At 66.9% G+C, this 18,521-nt stretch carries 16 protein-coding genes; 6 read left to right on the top strand and 10 right to left on the bottom strand.

The genetic code is table 11. The features are described from left to right. Both ACWRN3_RS19220 and nboR read left to right on the top strand, forming a co-directional pair. The coding region (locus ACWRN3_RS19220) for a hypothetical protein (RefSeq protein ID WP_476741640.1) at window positions 1-254 on the top strand (254 nt) is incomplete at its 5' end. A gap of 24 nt (window positions 255-278) precedes the next feature. Further along, on the top strand, window positions 279-920 hold the full coding sequence (gene nboR / locus ACWRN3_RS19215; RefSeq protein WP_476741639.1) for a nicotine blue oxidoreductase: 642 nt from the start codon (window positions 279-281) through the stop codon (window positions 918-920). A 12-nt stretch (window positions 921-932) separates the two neighbouring features. Here nboR and ACWRN3_RS19210 read toward each other — a convergent pair whose 3' ends face one another. The 9 genes from ACWRN3_RS19210 to ACWRN3_RS19170 form a co-directional block, all read right to left on the bottom strand. Further along, window positions 933-2,477 (bottom strand): HNH endonuclease signature motif containing protein, encoded by a 1,545-nt coding sequence (locus ACWRN3_RS19210; RefSeq protein WP_476741638.1) that lies wholly within the window; start codon window positions 2,475-2,477, stop codon window positions 933-935. Window positions 2,478-2,531: 54 nt separating this feature from the next. Beyond that, on the bottom strand, window positions 2,532-3,182 hold the full coding sequence (locus ACWRN3_RS19205) for a uracil-DNA glycosylase (RefSeq protein WP_476741637.1): 651 nt from the start codon (window positions 3,180-3,182) through the stop codon (window positions 2,532-2,534). Next, on the bottom strand, window positions 3,179-3,919 hold the full coding sequence (locus ACWRN3_RS19200) for a HEAT repeat domain-containing protein (RefSeq protein WP_476741636.1): 741 nt from the start codon (window positions 3,917-3,919) through the stop codon (window positions 3,179-3,181). Before ACWRN3_RS19200 ends, ACWRN3_RS19205 begins: the two co-directional genes overlap by 4 nt. 45 nt (window positions 3,920-3,964) lie before the next feature. Beyond that, on the bottom strand, window positions 3,965-4,945 hold the full coding sequence (locus ACWRN3_RS19195; RefSeq protein WP_476741635.1) for an aldo/keto reductase: 981 nt from the start codon (window positions 4,943-4,945) through the stop codon (window positions 3,965-3,967). Window positions 4,946-5,034: 89 nt separating this feature from the next. After that, the gene (locus ACWRN3_RS19190) at window positions 5,035-7,866 is read right to left on the bottom strand and encodes a molybdopterin-dependent oxidoreductase (protein WP_476741634.1); all 2,832 of its coding nucleotides are present in this window, start codon (window positions 7,864-7,866) and stop codon (window positions 5,035-5,037) included. A gap of 2 nt (window positions 7,867-7,868) precedes the next feature. Next, on the bottom strand, window positions 7,869-8,801 hold the full coding sequence (locus ACWRN3_RS19185) for an FAD binding domain-containing protein (protein WP_476741633.1): 933 nt from the start codon (window positions 8,799-8,801) through the stop codon (window positions 7,869-7,871). After that, entirely contained in the window at window positions 8,792-10,015 is a 1,224-nt protein-coding gene (locus ACWRN3_RS19180; RefSeq protein ID WP_476741632.1) for an XdhC family protein, read from the bottom strand. The genes ACWRN3_RS19185 and ACWRN3_RS19180 overlap by 10 nt, the downstream gene beginning before the upstream one ends. Window positions 10,016-10,112: 97 nt before the next feature. Next, the gene (locus tag ACWRN3_RS19175; protein WP_476741631.1) at window positions 10,113-11,687 is read right to left on the bottom strand and encodes an NCS2 family permease; all 1,575 of its coding nucleotides are present in this window, start codon (window positions 11,685-11,687) and stop codon (window positions 10,113-10,115) included. A 6-nt stretch (window positions 11,688-11,693) separates the two neighbouring features. Beyond that, window positions 11,694-12,188 carry a nucleoside deaminase gene (locus ACWRN3_RS19170; protein ID WP_275182243.1) on the bottom strand — a complete coding sequence of 165 codons (495 nt, stop codon included), beginning with the start codon at window positions 12,186-12,188 and terminating at the stop codon, window positions 11,694-11,696. Window positions 12,189-12,590: 402 nt separating this feature from the next. On the opposite strand from ACWRN3_RS19170, the gene ACWRN3_RS19165 reads away from it, so the two are divergent. Both ACWRN3_RS19165 and ligD read left to right on the top strand, forming a co-directional pair. After that, window positions 12,591-13,967 (top strand): 8-oxoguanine deaminase, encoded by a 1,377-nt coding sequence (locus tag ACWRN3_RS19165; protein ID WP_476741630.1) that lies wholly within the window; start codon window positions 12,591-12,593, stop codon window positions 13,965-13,967. A 39-nt stretch (window positions 13,968-14,006) separates the two neighbouring features. Further along, on the top strand, window positions 14,007-15,251 hold the full coding sequence (gene ligD, locus ACWRN3_RS19160) for a non-homologous end-joining DNA ligase (protein WP_324643141.1): 1,245 nt from the start codon (window positions 14,007-14,009) through the stop codon (window positions 15,249-15,251). 109 nt (window positions 15,252-15,360) lie between these two features. Here the strand turns inward: ligD and ACWRN3_RS19155 are convergent, their stop codons facing one another. Beyond that, the gene (locus ACWRN3_RS19155) at window positions 15,361-15,543 is read right to left on the bottom strand and encodes a hypothetical protein (RefSeq protein ID WP_476741629.1); all 183 of its coding nucleotides are present in this window, start codon (window positions 15,541-15,543) and stop codon (window positions 15,361-15,363) included. 348 nt (window positions 15,544-15,891) lie between these two features. Between ACWRN3_RS19155 and pucL the strand changes: the two genes are divergently transcribed. Both pucL and ACWRN3_RS19145 read left to right on the top strand, forming a co-directional pair. Further along, window positions 15,892-16,800, top strand: coding sequence for a factor-independent urate hydroxylase (gene pucL, locus ACWRN3_RS19150; protein WP_255173291.1), 909 nt, complete (start codon window positions 15,892-15,894; stop codon window positions 16,798-16,800). 134 nt (window positions 16,801-16,934) lie between these two features. Further along, window positions 16,935-18,446: a nucleobase:cation symporter-2 family protein gene (locus tag ACWRN3_RS19145; protein WP_324643144.1), complete on the top strand. Its 1,512-nt coding sequence runs from the start codon at window positions 16,935-16,937 to the stop codon at window positions 18,444-18,446. Window positions 18,447-18,521 lie beyond the last annotated feature (75 nt).

Below are 18,521 nucleotides of genomic sequence, written 5' to 3'. Positions count from 1 at the left end.
TCCCGGACCAGATCCGGCAATTCGTCCCCAACGAATACGCCACCCTCGGCGCCGACGGCTTCGGCTTCTCCGACACCCGCGCAGCAGCCCGCCGCTTCTTCAAGAACGACACCCACTCCATCGTGGTGAAAGTCCTGCAGATGCTCGCGGCGAGGGGCGACGTGGAGGAGGGCGCGCCGTCGTACGCAATGGACCGCTACAAGCTGCTGGATGTCAATGCCGGCACCACCGGTGGGGCGGGAGGCGACGCCTGAGCATTGCTCCCATAGGGTGCAGCTATGGGTGACAGTGACGGGACCGGTTCAGCGGGGATGAGGACCACCGGGGTGGTGCTCGCTGCAGGGGCGGGCACCCGCCTGGGGCTGGGCCCAAAGGCCTTGCTTCCGCACCGGGGACGGCCGTTGGTGGAGGCTATCGCCGGAACACTCCTCGACGGCGGCTGCCGCGAGGTGGTGGTGGTCCTCGGTGCAGGGGCGGCCCAGGTTGAGGCTGCCGCCAGGCTGGACGGCTGCCGCGTGCTGACCAACCCCGAGTGGGCGTCAGGAATGGGCAGTTCCTTCCTGCTCGGCAACCAGGCCGCGGACCCGGCAGACCACCTCCTGATCGCGTTGGTGGACCAGCCGGGCCTGACGCCGGAATCCGTGCACCGCCTGTTGTCCTCCCACCGCCCCGGGCGGGTCACCGCGGCCGCGTACCGCCGTCGTGATTCCAACGACGGCGGTCAGGCGGCACTCCGCCGCGGGCACCCCCTGCTCATCGACACCTCCCTCCGCGAAGCTGTTTGCGCAACGGTGACGGGTGACGCCGGGGCCCGCGGCTTCCTGCGCAGCCACCCGGACCTTGTGGACGAGGTGGATTGCAGCGATCAGTCCACCGGAGAGGACGTGGATACGCCGGACCAGCTCGGCCTTCTCCAGTAGCACCGAAGCTGGTCAGGCGTGAGTGCGCAGGAACCGGTCGAGGGCATCCTCCCAAGGAGAGGTGCCATGCCGAACGAGGTCAATGCTGCCCGGCCACTTTCCGGCCAGCCACTTTCGGTCCGGCCAGCGTGGTGGTTCCCAGTCCTGGTGTTCGCTTTGGTAGTGGCGGCCGGTGGGTGAGGTCCAGCCGGGTGGTTCGTTCTTGGTGGCGGGGGTGGGTTTCCATGCGGTGGTGTGGCGGAGTTTGTGGTGTTTCGGGCAGGGCTGTCCCAGGTTGCTGATTCCGGTGGTGCCACCCTTGTGCCAGGCGAGGATGTGGTCGGCGTCGTTGTCCAGGGAATTGTTGCTGCACCCCGGGAACGGGCACTTCCCGTCCCGCATCCGCAGCCACGCCCGCATGGCCCCGGTGACCCGGTAGCTTGTCCGGCCGATTTCCAGCGGTGCCCCGTCCCGCGGGTCCACCAGCACCCGGTAGAACGACCCCGCACCGGAGGCGACGAGTGCCCGGGCCATTGACGGGGGGATGGGGCCGTACCCGTCCAGCATCGCCGCCTCGTCGCTCAGGCCCATCAGGGAGAACACCGGGACGGTGACCAGCACCTGCGCCCGGATCGGCGCCTGCACCCGGTCCCGGGCGGCACCCGCACCGTCGCTGGAGCTGCCGCTCGCACCCGTACCCTCGGTGAAGCTGCCGCTGGTGCTGTCACTGCCGCGGGTGTCGCTGTGGTTCGGTGTGCCGTTGGTGAGGATCGCGTTGGCGAAGGTGTCGGCCCGGAGCTGGGTCATGGTGCGGCATTCATCCGGTCCCTGCAGGGCCCGTGCGGCCGCCGTGAGCCGGTTCCACCCGGCCTGGGCCTGGTCCGCGGGCAGGTACGCGGACAGCCAGGCCATCCCATCCTGGTCCGGCCGGAACTCCACCCGCCGGTCCGCCACCCCTTTGGCGTGGCGTTGTTCGATGGACCCGGCCTGGTGGCGTTCCCGCCAAGTGCGGGCCTTGGCTTTGAACCGGTGCGCCGGAAGCTGCCCCACCGGGCACCCCCGCGCCGGGTCCGGTGCGTCCGGGTCCAGGAAATGGGCTTCCAACGCCGCAGCCCCAACAGCGTCCAGACACGCTGTCTCATCCGCCATCACCACCGCGTGCTGCCAGGAGATCGCCCCGGCCTGCAAAGCCCCCAACGTCCGCGGCAACGTCGCCGTGACAGCGTGCGAGGTGGCCAGGAACGAACCCGCCGCCCGCGGACCCAGGGCCAGCACACACCCGATTTCCGCCGCGGCCGCCATCTCCTGCGCCTGCACCGGAACATCCGGGCCCGCAACAGCCGCGGCGCTCTCCGCATACCTAACGGCGGCCTTCGCCTTCAAACCTGCGATCCGGGCCTCCACCTCACGGGACCCGGCCAAAATCTCCAGGCAACCCTCCGCCAAACCAGCAAGAGGGTCAGCCGCAGAAAAAGGCACCGCACCGGCCCCATCCACCACGGCATCAACCTCAGCATTCAACACAGCAAGGGCAGCACGGATATCCCCGAAAGCCTTCACCACCGCCGATTTCCCCATAAACCCATCATGACAAGGGGGTACGACAATCAGGATCCATAAGGGGAATTCAGCTCAGGCCGGCATCCCGTGCTCCAGCAACTGCTCCAGCCCCTGTTTGAAGCCGGACCTGCCGCCGTGGGCGGGGTGCCGGATCTTCGGTACGTCCAGGCCGCTGCGTTGCAGGCTGTGCTGGGCCACATTGCCCACCGCCACGATGGTATTGATGCCGAACAGTTCCGAAAGCTCCTGCCAAAAAGGCGTGCCGAGCTTGGTCTCGGAGGGCCTGGGCGTGCGGTTGGACAAGGGCTTGCCTGGCTGATGCGTGTGCCAGGGAAAGGCACTCCACAGCAGCGGAAGGAAATCCACTTCTTCCAGGACTTGCCAGAGCACGGTAGCGGTGGGCTCCGCGGCAACCCCCGCGGCTTCGGGCGGCAGCACGTAACCCTTGCCGGGACCGAAAAGCCCGAAGCTGTTGGCGGGGCCTCCGAGGATGACCCTGTTGGTGAAGGGCACTCCGGTGATACGCATGCCCCTGAAGCCCGGCGCCTCGCCCACCAGCAGTACTTTGGGCCGGCGGTCCAGCATCTCCTGCAGGTAGATCTCCAGGTTACGGCGGCGGAGCGCATTCTCCGGAACGGCGTGGTTGAAGAAATTGTTGGCCGCAGCCCCCGTATCAACGCGCGCAAGCCGCTCAACGAATGCCGTGATGGCAGGAGCACTCATGCGCCCGGTTCTTCCAGGCGTGCGGCCAGGCGTTCGCACGCAGCCTGGTCAGCTCTCGCAAGGCGCGCCTTCTTAAGGTTCTCGCGCAGGATCCAGCGAACGTCCTTGTCTTGGCTCACGGCCCATTTCTCCAGGTACCCGAATCCCTTGTCCGGAGCGGCCGCGACGGCCACGCTCCAGCAGTATCCGAGCCCCTGGCGCAGCACGCGGAATTCCTCAGTTCGCCGCAAGGCGGGATCGGTTCCTGCAATGGCGGCGGTGATCTTGTCCAGGACGTCCACTGCCCTTCCTGCATCCTCGGGGGTGCGCAGCAGGCGGGGTTCACAGATTCCGGCAGCCACGGCCCGCTGCACCAGGGGACCATCGCCGAGCCACTCCACAGCCAGGGTCCACAATGCCGGCATGTCCGCATCACCGAGCCTCTGCAGTGCCATGGCAACACCTTCGCGGACCCGCCAGCGATTGTCCGCAGCAAGGCCCCGTAATGTCTCCGCCGGCCCCTGCCGGCCCTCAACAAGCAATCGGCCAAGGCCCACGGCACCGCACATGGCCCGGTATTCGTCCGGACTCTCCACACAGACCTCTATCAAACCGGGGTCCGCCACATCGGCAAAAGCCTCTGCCAGCTCAATGTTGCCGCGGGGACCGGGCAGTCCTGACTCAGCATCGAGATAGGCCAGCCATTGCCCGGCGGGGAGGGATGCCAGCACCGCCCTGTAATCAGACCGTTTGGTCACCGCCACACCTCCATGCCGCAGACTCGTGTTGCCCTTTGGGCTCTCCTACCAGCGCGGGTGGATGGCCTCGCGGAAGTAGTGGTCGTAGATCCAGCGGACGCCGTCGTCGAATTCTTTGCCGATGCTGACGGCAGCCGCGGCGGCGTTGGCACGGGCCTGTTCCACGTTGCGGGCGCCCGGAATCACAGTGCTGACACCGTCCTGCGCCGCGATCCAGGCGAGGGCGGCCTGGGCGGTGGTGGCGCCCTCCGGCACCAGCTGCTCGAACTCCTTCACCGCTTTCAGGCCCAGCTCGTAGTCCACGCCGGAGAAGGTTTCCCCGACGTCGAAGGCGTCGCCCTTGCGGTTGTAGTTCCGGTGGTCGTTCTCCGCGAACGTGGTGTCCTTGGAGTACTTGCCGGACAGCAGGCCCGATGCCAATGGAACGCGGGCAATGATGCCTACGCCTGCGGCTTTGGCGGCCGGCAGGACTTCGTCCAGGGGCTTGAGCCGGAAGGCGTTCAGGATGATCTGGACGGAAGCGGTTCCCTCGTGGCGGATCGCTTCCAGGGCTTCGTCCGTCCGTTCCACGGACACGCCGTAGTTGCGGATGGCGCCCTCGGACACCAGGGTGTCCAGCGCGTCATAAACCTCGTTGTTGCTGTAAACGGGCGTGGGCGGGCAGTGCAGCTGAACCAGGTCCAGCGTGTCCGTTCCCAGGTTCTTCCTGGAGCGGTCCACCCACTGGCGGAAGTTGGCCAGGCTGTAGTTTTCCGGCCGCTGTTCCATCCGCCGGCCCATCTTGGTGGCCACGGTGACCCCGAGGCCGGGGTTGTCCGCCAGGAACTTCCCGATGGCCTGCTCACTGCGTCCGTCACCGTAGACGTCCGCGGTGTCAAAGAAGGTGACTCCCGCTTCCACGGAAGCCGCGAGGATCGCCTGTGCCTGCGCCGGGTCCACGTTGCCCCAGTCCGCGCCGAGCTGCCACGTGCCGAGCCCCACAATGGACACATTCCGTCCGGTCTTGCCTAAAATCCGCTGTTCCATCCCCCGACTATATGCAACGATGCAACCCGGGGTCAGATCCGCCCCGCCCGGGCCCCACCCCGGGAGCCGTACGTGGCCCCCGGCGTGGTCTATGCAGGAACCTGCTCCAGCCCGGGCACCAGCCCCGCTTCCTTCAGCCCCAGGTAGATCCGGTCACGGGCAATGGGCAGGGACGCGAACCGCACTCCCGTCGCGTTCCGGATGGCGTTGGAAAGCGCCGGAGCCACGGGATTGAACGGGCTTTCGCTCATGGATTTCGCCCCCAGCGGCCCCATCCTGTCGCTCGTGTCCGCGAAGTACACCTCGCTGCGCGGCACGTCCGCGAACGTAGGGACGTGGTACTGCCGCAGGATGTCCGTGGTGACCTTTCCGGCGTCGTCCACCACCACTTCCTCATACAGCGTGGCACCCAGGGCCTGGGCGATTCCGCCCTCGATCTGGCCGCGGCACTGCCGCGGGTTGACCACCACGCCGGCGTCCGCTGCCTGCACGCTTTGCAGGATCTTCAGCTCGCCGGTGCCCCGGTTCACGGCCACCCGGAAGCCGTGCACGTTGAACGCGACGGAGCGCGGCGTACCGCCCCAGCGCCCCTCGGCGGCAAGTTCGACGCCGGCATCCGCGGCAGCCTGCGCGAGTTCAGCCAGTGCCACGGGGGTTCCGTCGACCACCACGACGTCACCGTCGAGAACGCAGGCGGATGCCTGGGTCTGCCGGATCCCGGCAGCAAAGGCGCGGATCCGGACAGCCAGCTCTTCCGCGGCTGCCAGGGTCGCCTTGCCGGCCACCACGGTACCGGCGGAGCCGAACGCACCGGTATCGTGCTCCACCAGGTCGGTGTCGGACTGCCGCACCACCACCCTGGATGCCTCGGTGGAGAGCGCAGTGGCTGCCAGCTGGGCGTGCACGGTGGTGGTGCCGTTGCCGAACTCGGCGGTCCCGACGTCGGCCTGGTACGTCCCGTCCGGCAGGAGCCGGACGTGGGAGTGGGCAAAGTGGCCGCGCGGCGGGACGGTATCGATCATGGACAGGGCGGCGCCTTCACCCACCATCCAGTCGGGGCCAAGATCGTCCAGGCCTGCATCCCGGTACCGGGCCTTGCCGCGGTCCAGGGCATCCCGGACCAGGTCCAGGCACTGGTCCAGGCCGTAGCTGCCGTAGTGGACGTCCTCCTCCGGATCCGGCTGGGTGGACAGCATGTGGTCGCCCTCGCGGACCATGTTGCGCCGGCGGAACTCCAGCGGGTCCATGCCGATCCCGGCGGCCAGCTCGTCCATGGCGGACTCGACGGCGAAGATCATCTGGCTCAGCCCGTACCCGCGGAACGCACCGGACGGCACGGTGTTGGTGTAGACCGAATGCGCGTCCACTTTCTTGTTGGCGCAGTTGTATACGGCCAGGGATTCGCCGCAGCCGTGGAACATGACGCCGGGCCCGTGGTTGCCGTAGGCGCCGGTGTTGGTCACGACGTCCAGCTCGAGCGCGGTCAGCCGCCCTTCCCTGCCGGCACCCGCCTTCAGCTTGATGGTGAACGGGTGCCGGGTAGTGGTGGCGGTGAACTGCTCGGTGCGGGTCAGTTCCAGCTGGACCGGCCGCTGCAGCTTCAGGGCCGCGAGCGCCACGAGGTCCTCGGTAAGGACTTCCTGCTTGCCGCCAAATCCACCGCCGACACGGCCGGCCACCACATGCACTTTGTCTTCCGGCAAACCGAATACCCGGCACAGGGTCCGGCGGACCAGGAAGGGGACCTGGCTGGAGGTGCGGACCTGCAGCCGCCCTTCGGCGTCCACCGAAGCGATGGCAGCGTGCGTTTCCAGCGCCACGTGCTGCACCCGCTGGGTTTGGTAGGTCTGTTCGTGGATAAAGTCGGCGGCGGCGAAGCCGTCAGCCACGCTCCCCAGCTCCGAGTGCAGTTCCGCCACTACGTTGCCGTCCGGCCGCGAGATGCGGGAGCGGGCGGCATCCTTGTCCCCGTGGACCAGCGGCGCGCCGGGACGCAGGGCCTCCTGCGGCGAGAAGACGGCGGGCAGTTGCTGGTATTCCACCTGGAGCGCCCGCACTCCGGCTTCTGCCGCCGAGACCGACTCGGCGACGACGGCGGCCACCCGCTGGCCAATGAAGCGCACCACGTCATCGAGCACCCGCGTATCATCCGGGTCGTCGGTGAAGAGCTCGTGCTGGGCCGTGGAGAACAGCTGCTCCGGCGCGTCCTCATGGGTGAAGACCGCCACCACCCCCGGAATCTTCAGGGCAGCATCGGTATCAATGGACACCACCCGGGCGTGCGCGTGCGGCGAGCGCAGGATTTTAAGGTGCAGCAGTGCCCGCTGCTGGTCACCCGGGAGATCCAGGGTGTAACGGGCGGCGCCGGTGACCACTGCCCTGCTGGCAGGTGCCGGAACGTCGTCGCCCAAACGGCCCGGCTCCGGGTCAGGCTGTCCCTCCCCCGCGATGCCGGACCCCGGCCCCTGGGGATCGGGGTGGCCCGGGTTGCCGCAGACCGCATCGGCGATGGCGCGGTAGCCGGTGCAGCGGCAGAGGTTGCCCTTCAGGTTGCGGGGCAGGTTCTCCCGTTGGTCGTCGTCGAACGTGGCGGCCGTCATCACCATGCCCGCCGTGCAGAAGCCGCACTGGAAGCCCTGGCGTTCCATGAACTGCTGCTGCACCGGGTGCAGCTCCCCCTCGGGACCACCAGAGGCGGCCAGCCCCTCGATGGTGGTGACCGCGTGGCCCTCCGCGCGTACTGCCGGATAGATGCAGCTGTGGACTGGCGTCCCGTCCACGTGCACGGTGCAGGCACCGCAGTCTCCGCCGTCGCATCCCTTCTTCACACCCGTGCTGCCCTGCTCGCGCAGGAACGTCCGCAGGCATTGCCCTGGGCGCGGGTCCGTGCCGGCGGGGGTTCCGTTGATCTCGATGGCCATGCTCAGGCCCCTTTCGGCAGTGTGGTGGTCCCGGCCGGAATGTCGCCGGACCGGGGCGGCCAGAAGTCGCCGGAGACAGGAACATCGTGGGCACCGGCCGGCGCCGCCAGCTCGGCCCGGATTTCCTCGGTCAGCCGGGAGGTCATGTCCCGGCGCCATGCAGGCAGGCCGTGGATGTCATCGTGGTAGAGCCCGGCAGGAATGTGGTCATCCAGCGCGGCGGCCAGCCTCTCTGCGTCCGGGAGCGTGTCGAAGCGCAGTTGCACCGGCCGCTTGGTGGCGGCGGTGACCGTCAGGGTTAGGGAGGCGTCGCCGTCGAGCCGTCCGATGAGCAGCACCCCGGACCGGCCCAGGTTGCTCAGGGAGAGGCGCCGGAAGGCTACGCGGGCGGAAAGGGCCGACGCCGGCAGGTGAACGCTGCGGAGCAGCTCGCCGGGTGCCAGGCAGTTTTTCGCATCCCCGGTGACGAACTCCGCCACGGGGACGGTACGGCTGGAACCGCCGGGAGCGAGGATGGTGGCCACGCCGTCCAGCCCGGCGCACAGCGAAATGATGGGACCGGCGGGCAGCGAGGTGCAGAGGTTGCCGCCCACCGTGGACATGTTCCAGACCTTGAAGGACGCCACGAAGGAATCGCAGCATGCGCGGACCAGGTCCAGCCCCGGCCACTTGAGTCCGGCCACCTCCGGCGCACCGGGCAGGCCGTACAGCTGCGCGATGGTGCAGGTGGCTGCCAGCTCAATCCCCTCGCCGGTGACGGTGATGGGCGTCCAGCCGGCCTCGCCCAGGTCCAGCAGCCGCTTGAGCGGCTGCGGGCCAAACGCGTAGCTGCCGTAGGAGAAAAGGACCGTGCCGCCGGCAAGCCAGGCGTCACCGTCGCGCCATTGTGCGGGGTCGGTGGTGCGGACCACGGCCTCGATGGTGTTCATGTCCATGCGATCTCCTGTGCATTAAGGTCTGTGGGCGCCGGGGCAGCCGGGTGGTGGTGGATGGTGCCGGAGGTTTCCCGCAGCGGCAGGCAGCTGGCGGCGCGGGTGCGGGCTGCGATCAGTTCCGCGGTGACGGATACCGCCACCTCGGCCGGCGTGACCGCACCGAGGTCAAGGCCGATGGGCGAATGCAGCTGGGCGATCCGCTCCGGCGCGACGCCCGCGTTGAGGAGCTGGTCAACCCGTTGAAGGTGGCTCCGCCGGGACCCCATGGCGCCCACGTAGGCAAGGTCCAGGGCCAACGCTGTTTCCAGCAGGGGGATATCGAACTTGGGGTCGTGGGTGAGGACGGCGGCGACGGTGCGGCTGTCCGTCCGGCCCGCCGCGGCTTCCGCTGCCAGGTAGCGGTGCGGCCAGTCAGTGACCACCTGGTCGGCGGCCGCGAACCGGGGCTGGGATGCGAAGACCGGGCGGGCATCAACGAGGGTCACGTGATAGCCCAGCAGCTTGGCGGCGGGAACCAGTGCGGCACCGAAGTCGTTGGCGCCGAATACCAGCATCCGCGGCGGGGCCAGCCGGGACTCCACCAGGATGGCCGGCTCCGCGGCAGGTTGCGCGTCGCCGGACTTGGCCGGAGCGCATTCGCCCGGTTCCGGGGGCCGGACCAGCCCGGCACCGCCGCTGCGCACCAGGGATTCCACCTGCAGTGCCGGTTCCCCGTGCAGCAGCGCTGCCAGCTCCGAAGAAGCAGCCAGGCGGAATGCGCCTGGATCGGAAAGGACGACGGCGGCACCTCCTGGAGTACCGAGCAGCCGTACCAGCGCCACGGGGTGGGCCGGGCCGAGGCCGGCGAGCTGCAACAGGACGGCCCGAAGCGGGTGCCGGGTTTCGCCAGGCACAGCGGCGGGCACGGGCTGGATCTGGATGACCAGTTCGCCCCCGCAGGTGAGTCCGGCCGCGAAGGCATCTGCGGAACTGAAGCCAAAGGTCCCGTGGCGCGGGACGGCGTCGTCCATTGCCTCCCGGGCGAGCGCCACCACGGCGCCTTCGACGCAGCCGCCGGAGAGGCTGCCCAGCACGTCACCGGAACCGGCGACCAGCATGGACGTTCCCACGGGCCGCGGCACAGACCCGGAGGCCGCCACGATGGTGGCCACGGCGAACTCCCGGGCTGCGAGCCGGGGCACCCAGGGGCCGAGCGAAGGGATCAGGTCAAGCATGGCGTCGCTCCTTCTTCCGCAGCGGTGGTGTCAATTGTCGATCCTTCCGGGGGCCGGGCCAAGGGTTGGCACGGCCCCCGGAAGGAAAGGGCACTACTTAGCCGCCCAGCAGTGCGTTGATCGGCCCGCGGGCGAAGTACACCAGGAACCCGGCGCTCACCACCCACATCAGCGGATGGATCTTCTTGGCCTTGCCGGACGCCGCACCGATCACGGCCCAGCTCACGAAGCCCACGCCGATGCCGTTGGCGATCGAGTAGCTCAGCGGCATGGTCACGATGGTGAGGAAGGCAGGCAGGGCCACCGTGAACTTGGTGAACTTGATCTCCCGGATCTGCGCCATCATCATCGCTCCCACCACCACCAGGGCGGCGGCGGCCACCTCGAGCGGCACCACGCTGGTGAGCGGGGTGAGGAACATCGAGCCGAGGAACAGGACGCCGGTGACCACCGAGGCCAGGCCGGTGCGGGCACCTTCGCCGATGCCGGCTGCCGAGTCGATGTAGACGGTGTTGGAGGAACCGGAGGTGGCCCCGCCCGCCACGGCGCCGAAGCCTTCGACGATGAAGGCGGACTTCAGCCGCGGGAAGGTGCCGTCCTTGTGGGCGACGCCGGCGCTCTTGGCCAGGCCGGTCATGGTGCCCATGGCGTCGAAGAAGTTGGTGAACACGAGCGTGAACACCAGCATGGTGGCTGCGAGTCCGCCGATCCTGGCGAAAGAGCCGAAGAGGTCGAAGTGGCCCACCAGGCCAAGGTCCGGGGCGGACACCAGCTGGCCGGACAGGACCGGGGTGTTCAGGTGCCAGCCGCCGGGGTTGGTGGCGCTGGCAGGGCCCAGTTTCATGACTGCTTCCACGACGGCGGCCAGCACGGTGGTGCCGACGATCCCGATCAGGAGTCCGCCCTGGACCTTGCGTGCCACGAGGATGCCCATGGCAAGGAGGCCGACGACGAACACGAGCGTGGGCACGGAGGTGATGGAGCCGCCGTCGCCCAGCTGGACGGGCGGGCCGCCCGTGGTGGGCCGGACGAAGCCGGAGTCAACGAAGCCGATGAAGGCGATGAACAGGCCGATGCCGACGGTGATGGCGGCCTTCAGTTCCTTGGGCACGGCCCGGAAGATGGCGGTCCGGGCGCCGGTGACGCCGAAGAGGACGATCAGGATGCCGTTGATCACCACCAGGCCCATGGCCTCGGGCCAGGTGACTTCCTGGATCACGGAGACGGCCAGGAAGGAGTTGATGCCCAGTCCGGCGGCGAGCCCGAACGGCAGGTTGGCGATAAGCCCGAAGAGGATGGTCATGACGCCGGCGGTGAGCCCGGTGACGGCGCCCACCTGCGCGGCGGAGAGCCAGCCGCCGGCGACGTCGGTGGGGGCGTTGTCCGCGCTGAACCCGCCCAGGATGAGGGGGTTGAGGATGACGATGTAGGCCATGGTGAAGAAGGTGACCAGGCCGCCGCGGAATTCGCGGGCAAGGGTGGAGCCGCGCTGCGTGATGTGGAAGAACCGGTCCAGGAGGGAGTCCGGCGCCGGCGGGGTGCTTCCCAGCCGCGTCCGCCCGGTTGCCTTTTGCGTTTCGCGTGCCGCTGCGGGCTCTGCGCTGTTGCTCCCGTTGGGGAGCAGCGCAGCCTGCTTTTCAGCGGAATTGTCCAGGATTGTCATGTCAGCCACCCGGCCCTAGTAGTCAATCCTGGTTTCGAGCGTGTTCCAGGTGTTGAACGGCTCCAGCGGGGCCGGGGCCTGGGGATCGCCCAGCTCCAGCTTGGAAACCGGCATCAGGGAATCCCTGTCCTGGTTGTCGAAGTATTCGTAGAACACTGCGTCGTCGAAGCCGACCGAGGCGGCGTCGTGGCGGTCCGCCGCGTAGACAACGCGGCTGACCCGTGCCCAGAGTGCGGAGGCCAGGCACATGGGGCACGGCTCGCAGCTGGTGTAGAGGGTGGCGCCGCTGAGGTCGAAGGTCCCCAGCTCGCGGCAGGCGGTGCGGATGGCGGTGACTTCAGCGTGGGCGGTGGGATCGTTGTCTGCAGTGACGCGGTTGACGCCGTCGAACGTCTTGCCGTCCGCCGTGACGATCATGGCGCCGAACGGGCCTCCGCTGTTGAGGACGTTGGCCGTTGCCAGCCGGATGGAGCGGGCCAAAAACTGTTCGGCCGTGACGGTGGTACTCATGATGCGACTTCCTTTTGCCGGGAAGCCTGTTGCCGCGCAGGACCAGTAGAACCAGGTGCGAACGGTTACCAGGCTTCAGCATGTGCTGTGAAGGTTAAGTTGCGCCTGGTAGATAGCTTCCCGGGTTCGGGCGCCCGCCTTTGGCAGAATCGAGATTAGCACCGCTTTGTGGGCTACGCCATAGTTTTCTGGAAATTTAATTTCGCGATGTGAAATCTATGTTTCGCGCTCTTCACGGCCCAACCCGGTCCCCGGTCACAAAGAGTGGCATTGACGCAGGCAGGGCCGTTTCCCTACTCTGGTCGCACCCGCGCCGCCTGGCGGCGCGGGAACCTGGATCAGCAGACAGGGCCTCACTGAGCTGGATTTACTGCACCGCATTCGCTCAGACAAGGACAGCCCATGACCACTTCCTCCCCTGCCCCCACCAACCGGCTCTGGATCAGGAATCCGCTGGCCGCGTTTACCGCCAACTCCCTCGACGCCTCCGGCGGCGTGGTGGTCAGCGGCGGTGTCATCACAGAGGTCCTGGCCGCCGGGCAGCAGCCGTCCGCACCCTGCACCGAAACGTTCGACGCCGGCAGCCACGTGCTGCTCCCGGGCCTGATCAACACCCACCACCACTTCTACCAAACCCTGACCCGCGCCTGGGGTCCGGTGGCAAATGCCCCTCTGTTTCCCTGGCTGAAGAATCTCTATCCCGTGTGGGCGCGGCTCACCGCCAAGGACCTGGAGCTGGCCGCAACGGTCGCCCTGGCCGAGCTGTTGCTTTCGGGCTGCACCACTGCCGCGGACCACCACTACCTCTTCCCGGCAGGGCTCGAGGATGCCATTGACATCGAGGTGGAAGCAGTGCGCCGGCTGGGCATGCGGGCCACACTGACCCGCGGCTCCATGACCCTTGGAACGGACGACGGCGGCCTGCCGCCACAGTCCACCGTCCAGGCTCCGGAGGTGGTGCTGGCAGACAGCGAGCGCCTGGTTTCCACGTACCACGAGCGCGGCGACGACGCCGTAATCCAGGTCGCCCTGGCCCCGTGCTCCCCGTTCTCAGTGACGAAGGAAATCATGGCCGAAAGCGCTGCCCTGGCTGCACGGCTGGACGTCCGGCTGCACACGCACCTGGCAGAGACCCTTGACGAGGAGGACTTCTGCCGGGAAATGTTCGGGTTGCGGACGGTGGACTACCTGGACAGCGTGGGCTGGCTGACGGACCGCACCTGGCTGGGGCACGGCATCCACTTCAGCGACTCCGGGATAACGCGGCTCGGTGCAGCCGGAACCGCTGTGGCCCACTGCCCCACCTCCAACATGAGGCTTGCCTCCGGAACAGCCCGGGTCCTGGAGCTGGAGGACGCCGGGGTGCCGGTGGGGCTCGGCGTGGACGGTTCGGCGTCGAACGATGCCTCCAACATGATCCTGGAAGCACGGCAGGCGCTCTACCTGCAGCGGCTGCGCTACGGGGCCGACGTTCCGGTGGAGCGGGCGCTGGGCTGGGCCACCCGCGGCTCGGCTGCCGTGCTGGGCCGGCGGGGACTGGGCCAGCTGGCCCCCGGGATGCAGGCCGACCTGGCGCTGTTCACGCTGGATGACCTGCGCTTCTCCGGCAGCCACGACCCCATCGCCGCCCTCCTTCTCTGCGCCGCCGACAGGGCCGACCGGGTGATGGTTGGCGGGAAGTGGCGGGTGGTGGACGGCCAGATCCCGGGACTGGACATCGCGGGGCTCATCGCGGAGCACTCAGCTGTGGCACACCGCCTGGTCAACGGGGGCCGGTGAACGGCTGACAGCGGTCCGGGCCGCTGCTACCGTGGCGGCATGACCCCGTCAAAGACGCCGCCCGAGGTTCTCGACATCGATGGAATCGAAGTCCGCATCTCCAGTCCGGACAAGGTGGTATTCCCGGAGCCGGGGCTGACCAAGCTCGACCTGGTGCGCTATTACCTTGCGGTGGCGGATGGCGCACTGCGGGGCGCGGGCGGCCGGCCCATGGTGCTCAAGAGGTTCCCGAAAGGCATTGACGCCGAGCCGTTCTTCCAAAAACGCGTGCCGGAAAACCACCCCCCCTTTATCGATACCGCCACCCTGCATTACGCGTCCGGGACCTCGGCCGAGGAAGCCGTGATCAGGGATGCCGCGGGCCTGGCGTGGGTCATCAATCTTGGCTGCCTGGACCTGAACCCGCATCCCGTGCGGGCAGGGGACCTGGAACACCCGGACGAACTGCGGGTGGACCTTGACCCCATGCCGGGCGTGGACTGGTCGCAGATCGTGGATACGGCGTACGTGGCACAGGAGGTGCTGGATGACGTGGGCCTGGTGGGATGGCCCAAGACCAGCGGGTCGCGGGGACTTCACATCCTGGTCCGCATTGCCCCGCAGTGGTCCTACTCCGATGTCCGGTTGGCTGCCGAAACCCTGGCACGGGAAGTGGAGAACCGGGCTCCCGGCCTTGCCACGGCACGATGGTGGAAGGAGGAGCGCGGCGAGAGCGTCTTCGTGGACTTTAACCAGAATGCCAAGGACCGTACGGTCGCATCCGCCTACTCAGTCAGGCCACTGCCGGATGCCCGCGTTTCAGCGCCGCTCACGTGGGAGGAGATGCGCACGGCCCGGCCTGGACAATTCACTGTTCCCACGATGCTGAAGCGGTACGCAGAGACCGGCGACCCGCACTCCGGCATTGACGGGGCGGCCGGATCGTTGGACGGATTGCTGGCCCTGGCGAAGGAACTGGGTCCGGCGGAGAAGGCTCCACGCAGCGGCAACGGGTCCGGCCGCCGCCAGTCGCTAATGCCGCTCATTGAAGTGGCCCGGACCAGAACCAAGCCGGAAGCGCTGGCTGCGCTCGACGAATGGAAGTCCCGGCACGCCGCCGTCGTCAAATCCCTGCAGCCCGCCGACATCCTGGTCGACGGGATGCGCGGGTCCAGCTCGCTCTGGTACCGGGTGCGGGTGAACCTGCAGCACGTTCCTGACGGCGAACGGCCGGCACAGGAGGAGCTCATCGCAGACTACGACCCCTGGGCCGGCAAGCAGTGGCCGGGGCGGCCCGGCACCTGACGTGCTCGACCGGCAAGGTCAGCCACGACGCACACAACCCCCTGTGTTATCCAGATTTGGTCGCGCCCAGGAACGCGCGCGTCGTGAGGTCTCGGGCGCGTCGCTGGCGTCAGCGCCGGCCGAAGCCCGGGAGGGTCGAGATCCAGCGTGAGAAGCGGCCGGGCTTGTGCACGCGCTCCTCCGGCACGTACAGATCAGGATCAATTCCTCCGCCGAGGGGGAGGTAGAACTCCTGCGCACCGGCCCCTGCGGACGGTGCTGCCGGAACAGGATGGTTGTCTTGCTGGTACATCGGAACCTCCTTTTTTCATATTATGGAAAGCAATTTCTGCTATGTGAAAAGAGTATGCGGGCACTGGTAGACGGTCAAGAGGTCCGCCCCACACCCACAGCGCCCGGACGGTCACAAACGGAATTTTGAATCTGTGATGTACACCACCGGATTGCGGGGGTACGCTGGTATGCAACTCGTGGCGCAGGTCACGTAACCTGGGAGCAGCAGGCAGGGTCGTAATGAGCTGGCATCAACGGATGCCGGCTCTTTTTTGTTGGGTCGGCTCCATCGGAAACGCGCATGAAACGCGCGCTTAATTTCAGTGATGGAACCTAGGTTCCACTTACCGGAAGTTGGGAAAAGACCATGAGCAGCAAGATCATCCTCGGCAGCAACCAGTTCGGCAAGGCCGAGGTACGGGTTGTCAAGATTACCCGGGACAGCGACCGCCACCAGATCGAAGACCTCAATGTCACCTCGCAGCTGCGGGGCGACTTTGAGGCTGCGCACCTCGAAGGCGACAACGGGCACGTCGTGCCCACCGATACCCAGAAGAACACTGTCTATGCCTTCGCACGGGAAGGCATCGGTTCTCCTGAAGCCTTCCTGCTTCGCCTCGGCGAGCACTTTACGTCAAACTTCAGCTGGGTCGACGGCGGACGCTGGGCCGCCGAGTCCTATGCCTGGGACCGGATCCAGGCCCACGGCAGCGAGCATGACCACTCCTTCGTGCGCAACGGCCAGGAAGTCCGAACCGCCGTCCTGGTCCGCGACGGTGACGCCGAACACCTTATCTCGGGCCTGAAGGACCTCACGGTCCTGAAGTCCACCCAGTCCGGCTTTGTCGGGTACCCCAAGGACAAGTACACCACCCTGGCGGAAACCACCGACCGCATCCTGGCAACTGATGTCTCCGCACGCTGGCGCTTCAAGGCCGGCACGGACTTCTCAGGCTTCGATTTCAACAAGAACTACGACGACGTCAAGAGCCTCCTGCTTGAAGGCTTCACCGAGAAGTACTCCCACGCCCTGCAGCAGACCCTGTTCGACATGGGCGCCAAGGTTCTGGAAGCACACCCGGAGATCGACGAGATCAAGTTCTCCATGCCCAACAAGCACCACTTCCTGGTGGACCTCTCGCCATTCGGCCTCGACAACCCCAACGAAGTGTTCTTCGCAGCCGACCGCCCCTACGGCCTGATCGAGGCTACGGTCCTGCGCGAGGATGCCGTTCCGGCCGAAAATGCCTGGACCGGTATCGCCGGCTTCTGCTAAACGCCCCGGCCAGACGGGCTCAACCACCAGTGGTTGAGCCCGTCGAAACCACTCCAGTACCACCCACAGCCTTACCTGTTAGCCAGACAACGTTAGCCAGACGAGGACGTCTGCCATGAACCAGAAAGTCTGCCATGAACATCAAGAACCCCCTCAAAGCCGGCGCTAAGCAACGCAGCAAGCGCACGACTCTCAGCCGCCCCGAAGATGAGCGGCTCTCAATCGGAAGCAGTTTTGCCTACGGCTTCCAGCACGTCCTGACCATGTACGGCGGCATCATTGCCGTACCACTCATCGTCGGGCAGGCCGCAGGCCTCTCATCTGCCGACATCGGTGTCCTCATTGCCGCGGCCCTCTTCATGGGTGGACTTGCCACCCTCCTGCAGACCATCGGCATTCCGTTCTTCGGCTCTCAGCTGCCCTTGGTACAGGGTGTTTCCTTTGCCAGCGTGGCCACCATGGTGGCAATCGTCAGCGGCGGTGGAGGCCTGCCGTCAGTCTTTGGTGCGGTGATGGTCTCGGCCGCCATCGGCCTGATCATCGCCCCTGTCTTCTCCAAGATCGTCAGGTTCTTCCCACCGGTGGTTACCGGTACCGTCATCACCACCATCGGCCTGACCTTGATGCCGGTCGCGGCAAACTGGGCCATGGGCGGTAACAAGAAGGCTGAGGACTACGGGAGCGTAGCCAACATCGGTCTCGCCGCAGTTACCCTCGCACTGGTGCTGCTGCTAAGCAAGGTTGGCAGCGCCACAATCTCCCGGCTTTCCATCCTCCTGGCCATGATTGTCGGGACGGGGATCGCCGTGGTTACCGGGATGGCCGACTTCTCGAAGGTGGGCAACGGCCCGATCGTTGCGTTCCCCACCCCCTTCCACCTCGGTGCCCCCACATTTGAGATCGCCGCCATCATTTCCATGCTGATTGTGGTTCTGGTGATCCTCACCGAAACCATGGCGGACATCCTGGCCGTAGGCGAAATCGTCGGCACCCGCACTGATTCCAAGCGGATCGCAGCCGGCCTGCGTGCAGATATGGGCTCGAGCCTCATCGCACCGATCTTTGGTTCCTTCACCCAGAGTGCATTTGCCCAGAACGTGGGCCTGGTGGCAGTCACCAAGATCAAGAGCCGTTACGTCGTGGCGGCCGGTGGCGTGATCCTGGTCCTGCTGGGCCTGCTGCCGGTCATGGGCCGCGTCGTCGCAGCAGTCCCCACGGCGGTTCTCGGCGGTGCCGGCATCGTGCTGTTCGGTACCGTTGCCGCCAGCGGCATCCGGACCTTGGCCAAGGTCGAGTACAAGAACAACATGAATCTCATCATCGTGGCCGCGTCCATCGGTTTCGGCATGATTCCGATCGCAGCGCCCACCTTCTACGACAAGTTTCCGTCCTGGTTCAGCACCATCTTCCACTCCGGGATCAGCTCAGCCGCAGTCATGGCCATCCTGCTGAACCTCCTGTTCAACCACCTCAAGGCCGGGAACTCGGAGTACCAGTCCGTCTTTGCTGCGGGCACCGGCAGGGTCATCCGGGAAGAGGACCTGACGTGCCTTGAGCATGGCGACCGTTTCGAAAACGGCAAGCTCATCGACTGCGATGGCAAGGAAGTGCCCATCCAGTCAGCCGAGAAGGCATCAGAGCACTGACGCACCGGAACGGACGACGGCGGCCCGCACTCTTCTCGAAAGGTGCGGGCCGCCGTCGTGGTTACTTTTGTCTGT

The sequence above is a fragment of the Pseudarthrobacter sp. rb genome (assembly GCF_056389225.1).
The sequence above is the reverse complement of the archived record's forward strand: the minus strand, read 5'-3'. Positions and strand labels throughout refer to the sequence as shown.

What these genes read in the sequence shown, in the direction of transcription:
- nboR (WP_476741639.1), top strand. Translation starts at nt 279, where the DNA reads ATGGGTGACAGTGACGGGACCGGTTCAGCGGGGATGAGGACCACCGGG.
- ACWRN3_RS19210 (WP_476741638.1), bottom strand. Translation starts at nt 2,477, where the DNA reads ATGGGGAAATCGGCGGTGGTGAAGGCTTTCGGGGATATCCGTGCTGCC.
- ACWRN3_RS19205 (WP_476741637.1), bottom strand. Translation starts at nt 3,182, where the DNA reads ATGAGTGCTCCTGCCATCACGGCATTCGTTGAGCGGCTTGCGCGCGTT.
- ACWRN3_RS19195 (WP_476741635.1), bottom strand. Translation starts at nt 4,945, where the DNA reads ATGGAACAGCGGATTTTAGGCAAGACCGGACGGAATGTGTCCATTGTG.
- ACWRN3_RS19190 (WP_476741634.1), bottom strand. Translation starts at nt 7,866, where the DNA reads ATGGCCATCGAGATCAACGGAACCCCCGCCGGCACGGACCCGCGCCCA.
- ACWRN3_RS19185 (WP_476741633.1), bottom strand. Translation starts at nt 8,801, where the DNA reads ATGGACATGAACACCATCGAGGCCGTGGTCCGCACCACCGACCCCGCA.
- ACWRN3_RS19180 (WP_476741632.1), bottom strand. Translation starts at nt 10,015, where the DNA reads ATGCTTGACCTGATCCCTTCGCTCGGCCCCTGGGTGCCCCGGCTCGCA.
- ACWRN3_RS19170 (WP_275182243.1), bottom strand. Translation starts at nt 12,188, where the DNA reads ATGAGTACCACCGTCACGGCCGAACAGTTTTTGGCCCGCTCCATCCGG.
- ACWRN3_RS19165 (WP_476741630.1), top strand. Translation starts at nt 12,591, where the DNA reads ATGACCACTTCCTCCCCTGCCCCCACCAACCGGCTCTGGATCAGGAAT.
- ligD (WP_324643141.1), top strand. Translation starts at nt 14,007, where the DNA reads ATGACCCCGTCAAAGACGCCGCCCGAGGTTCTCGACATCGATGGAATC.
- ACWRN3_RS19155 (WP_476741629.1), bottom strand. Translation starts at nt 15,543, where the DNA reads ATGTACCAGCAAGACAACCATCCTGTTCCGGCAGCACCGTCCGCAGGG.
- pucL (WP_255173291.1), top strand. Translation starts at nt 15,892, where the DNA reads ATGAGCAGCAAGATCATCCTCGGCAGCAACCAGTTCGGCAAGGCCGAG.
- ACWRN3_RS19145 (WP_324643144.1), top strand. Translation starts at nt 16,935, where the DNA reads ATGAACATCAAGAACCCCCTCAAAGCCGGCGCTAAGCAACGCAGCAAG.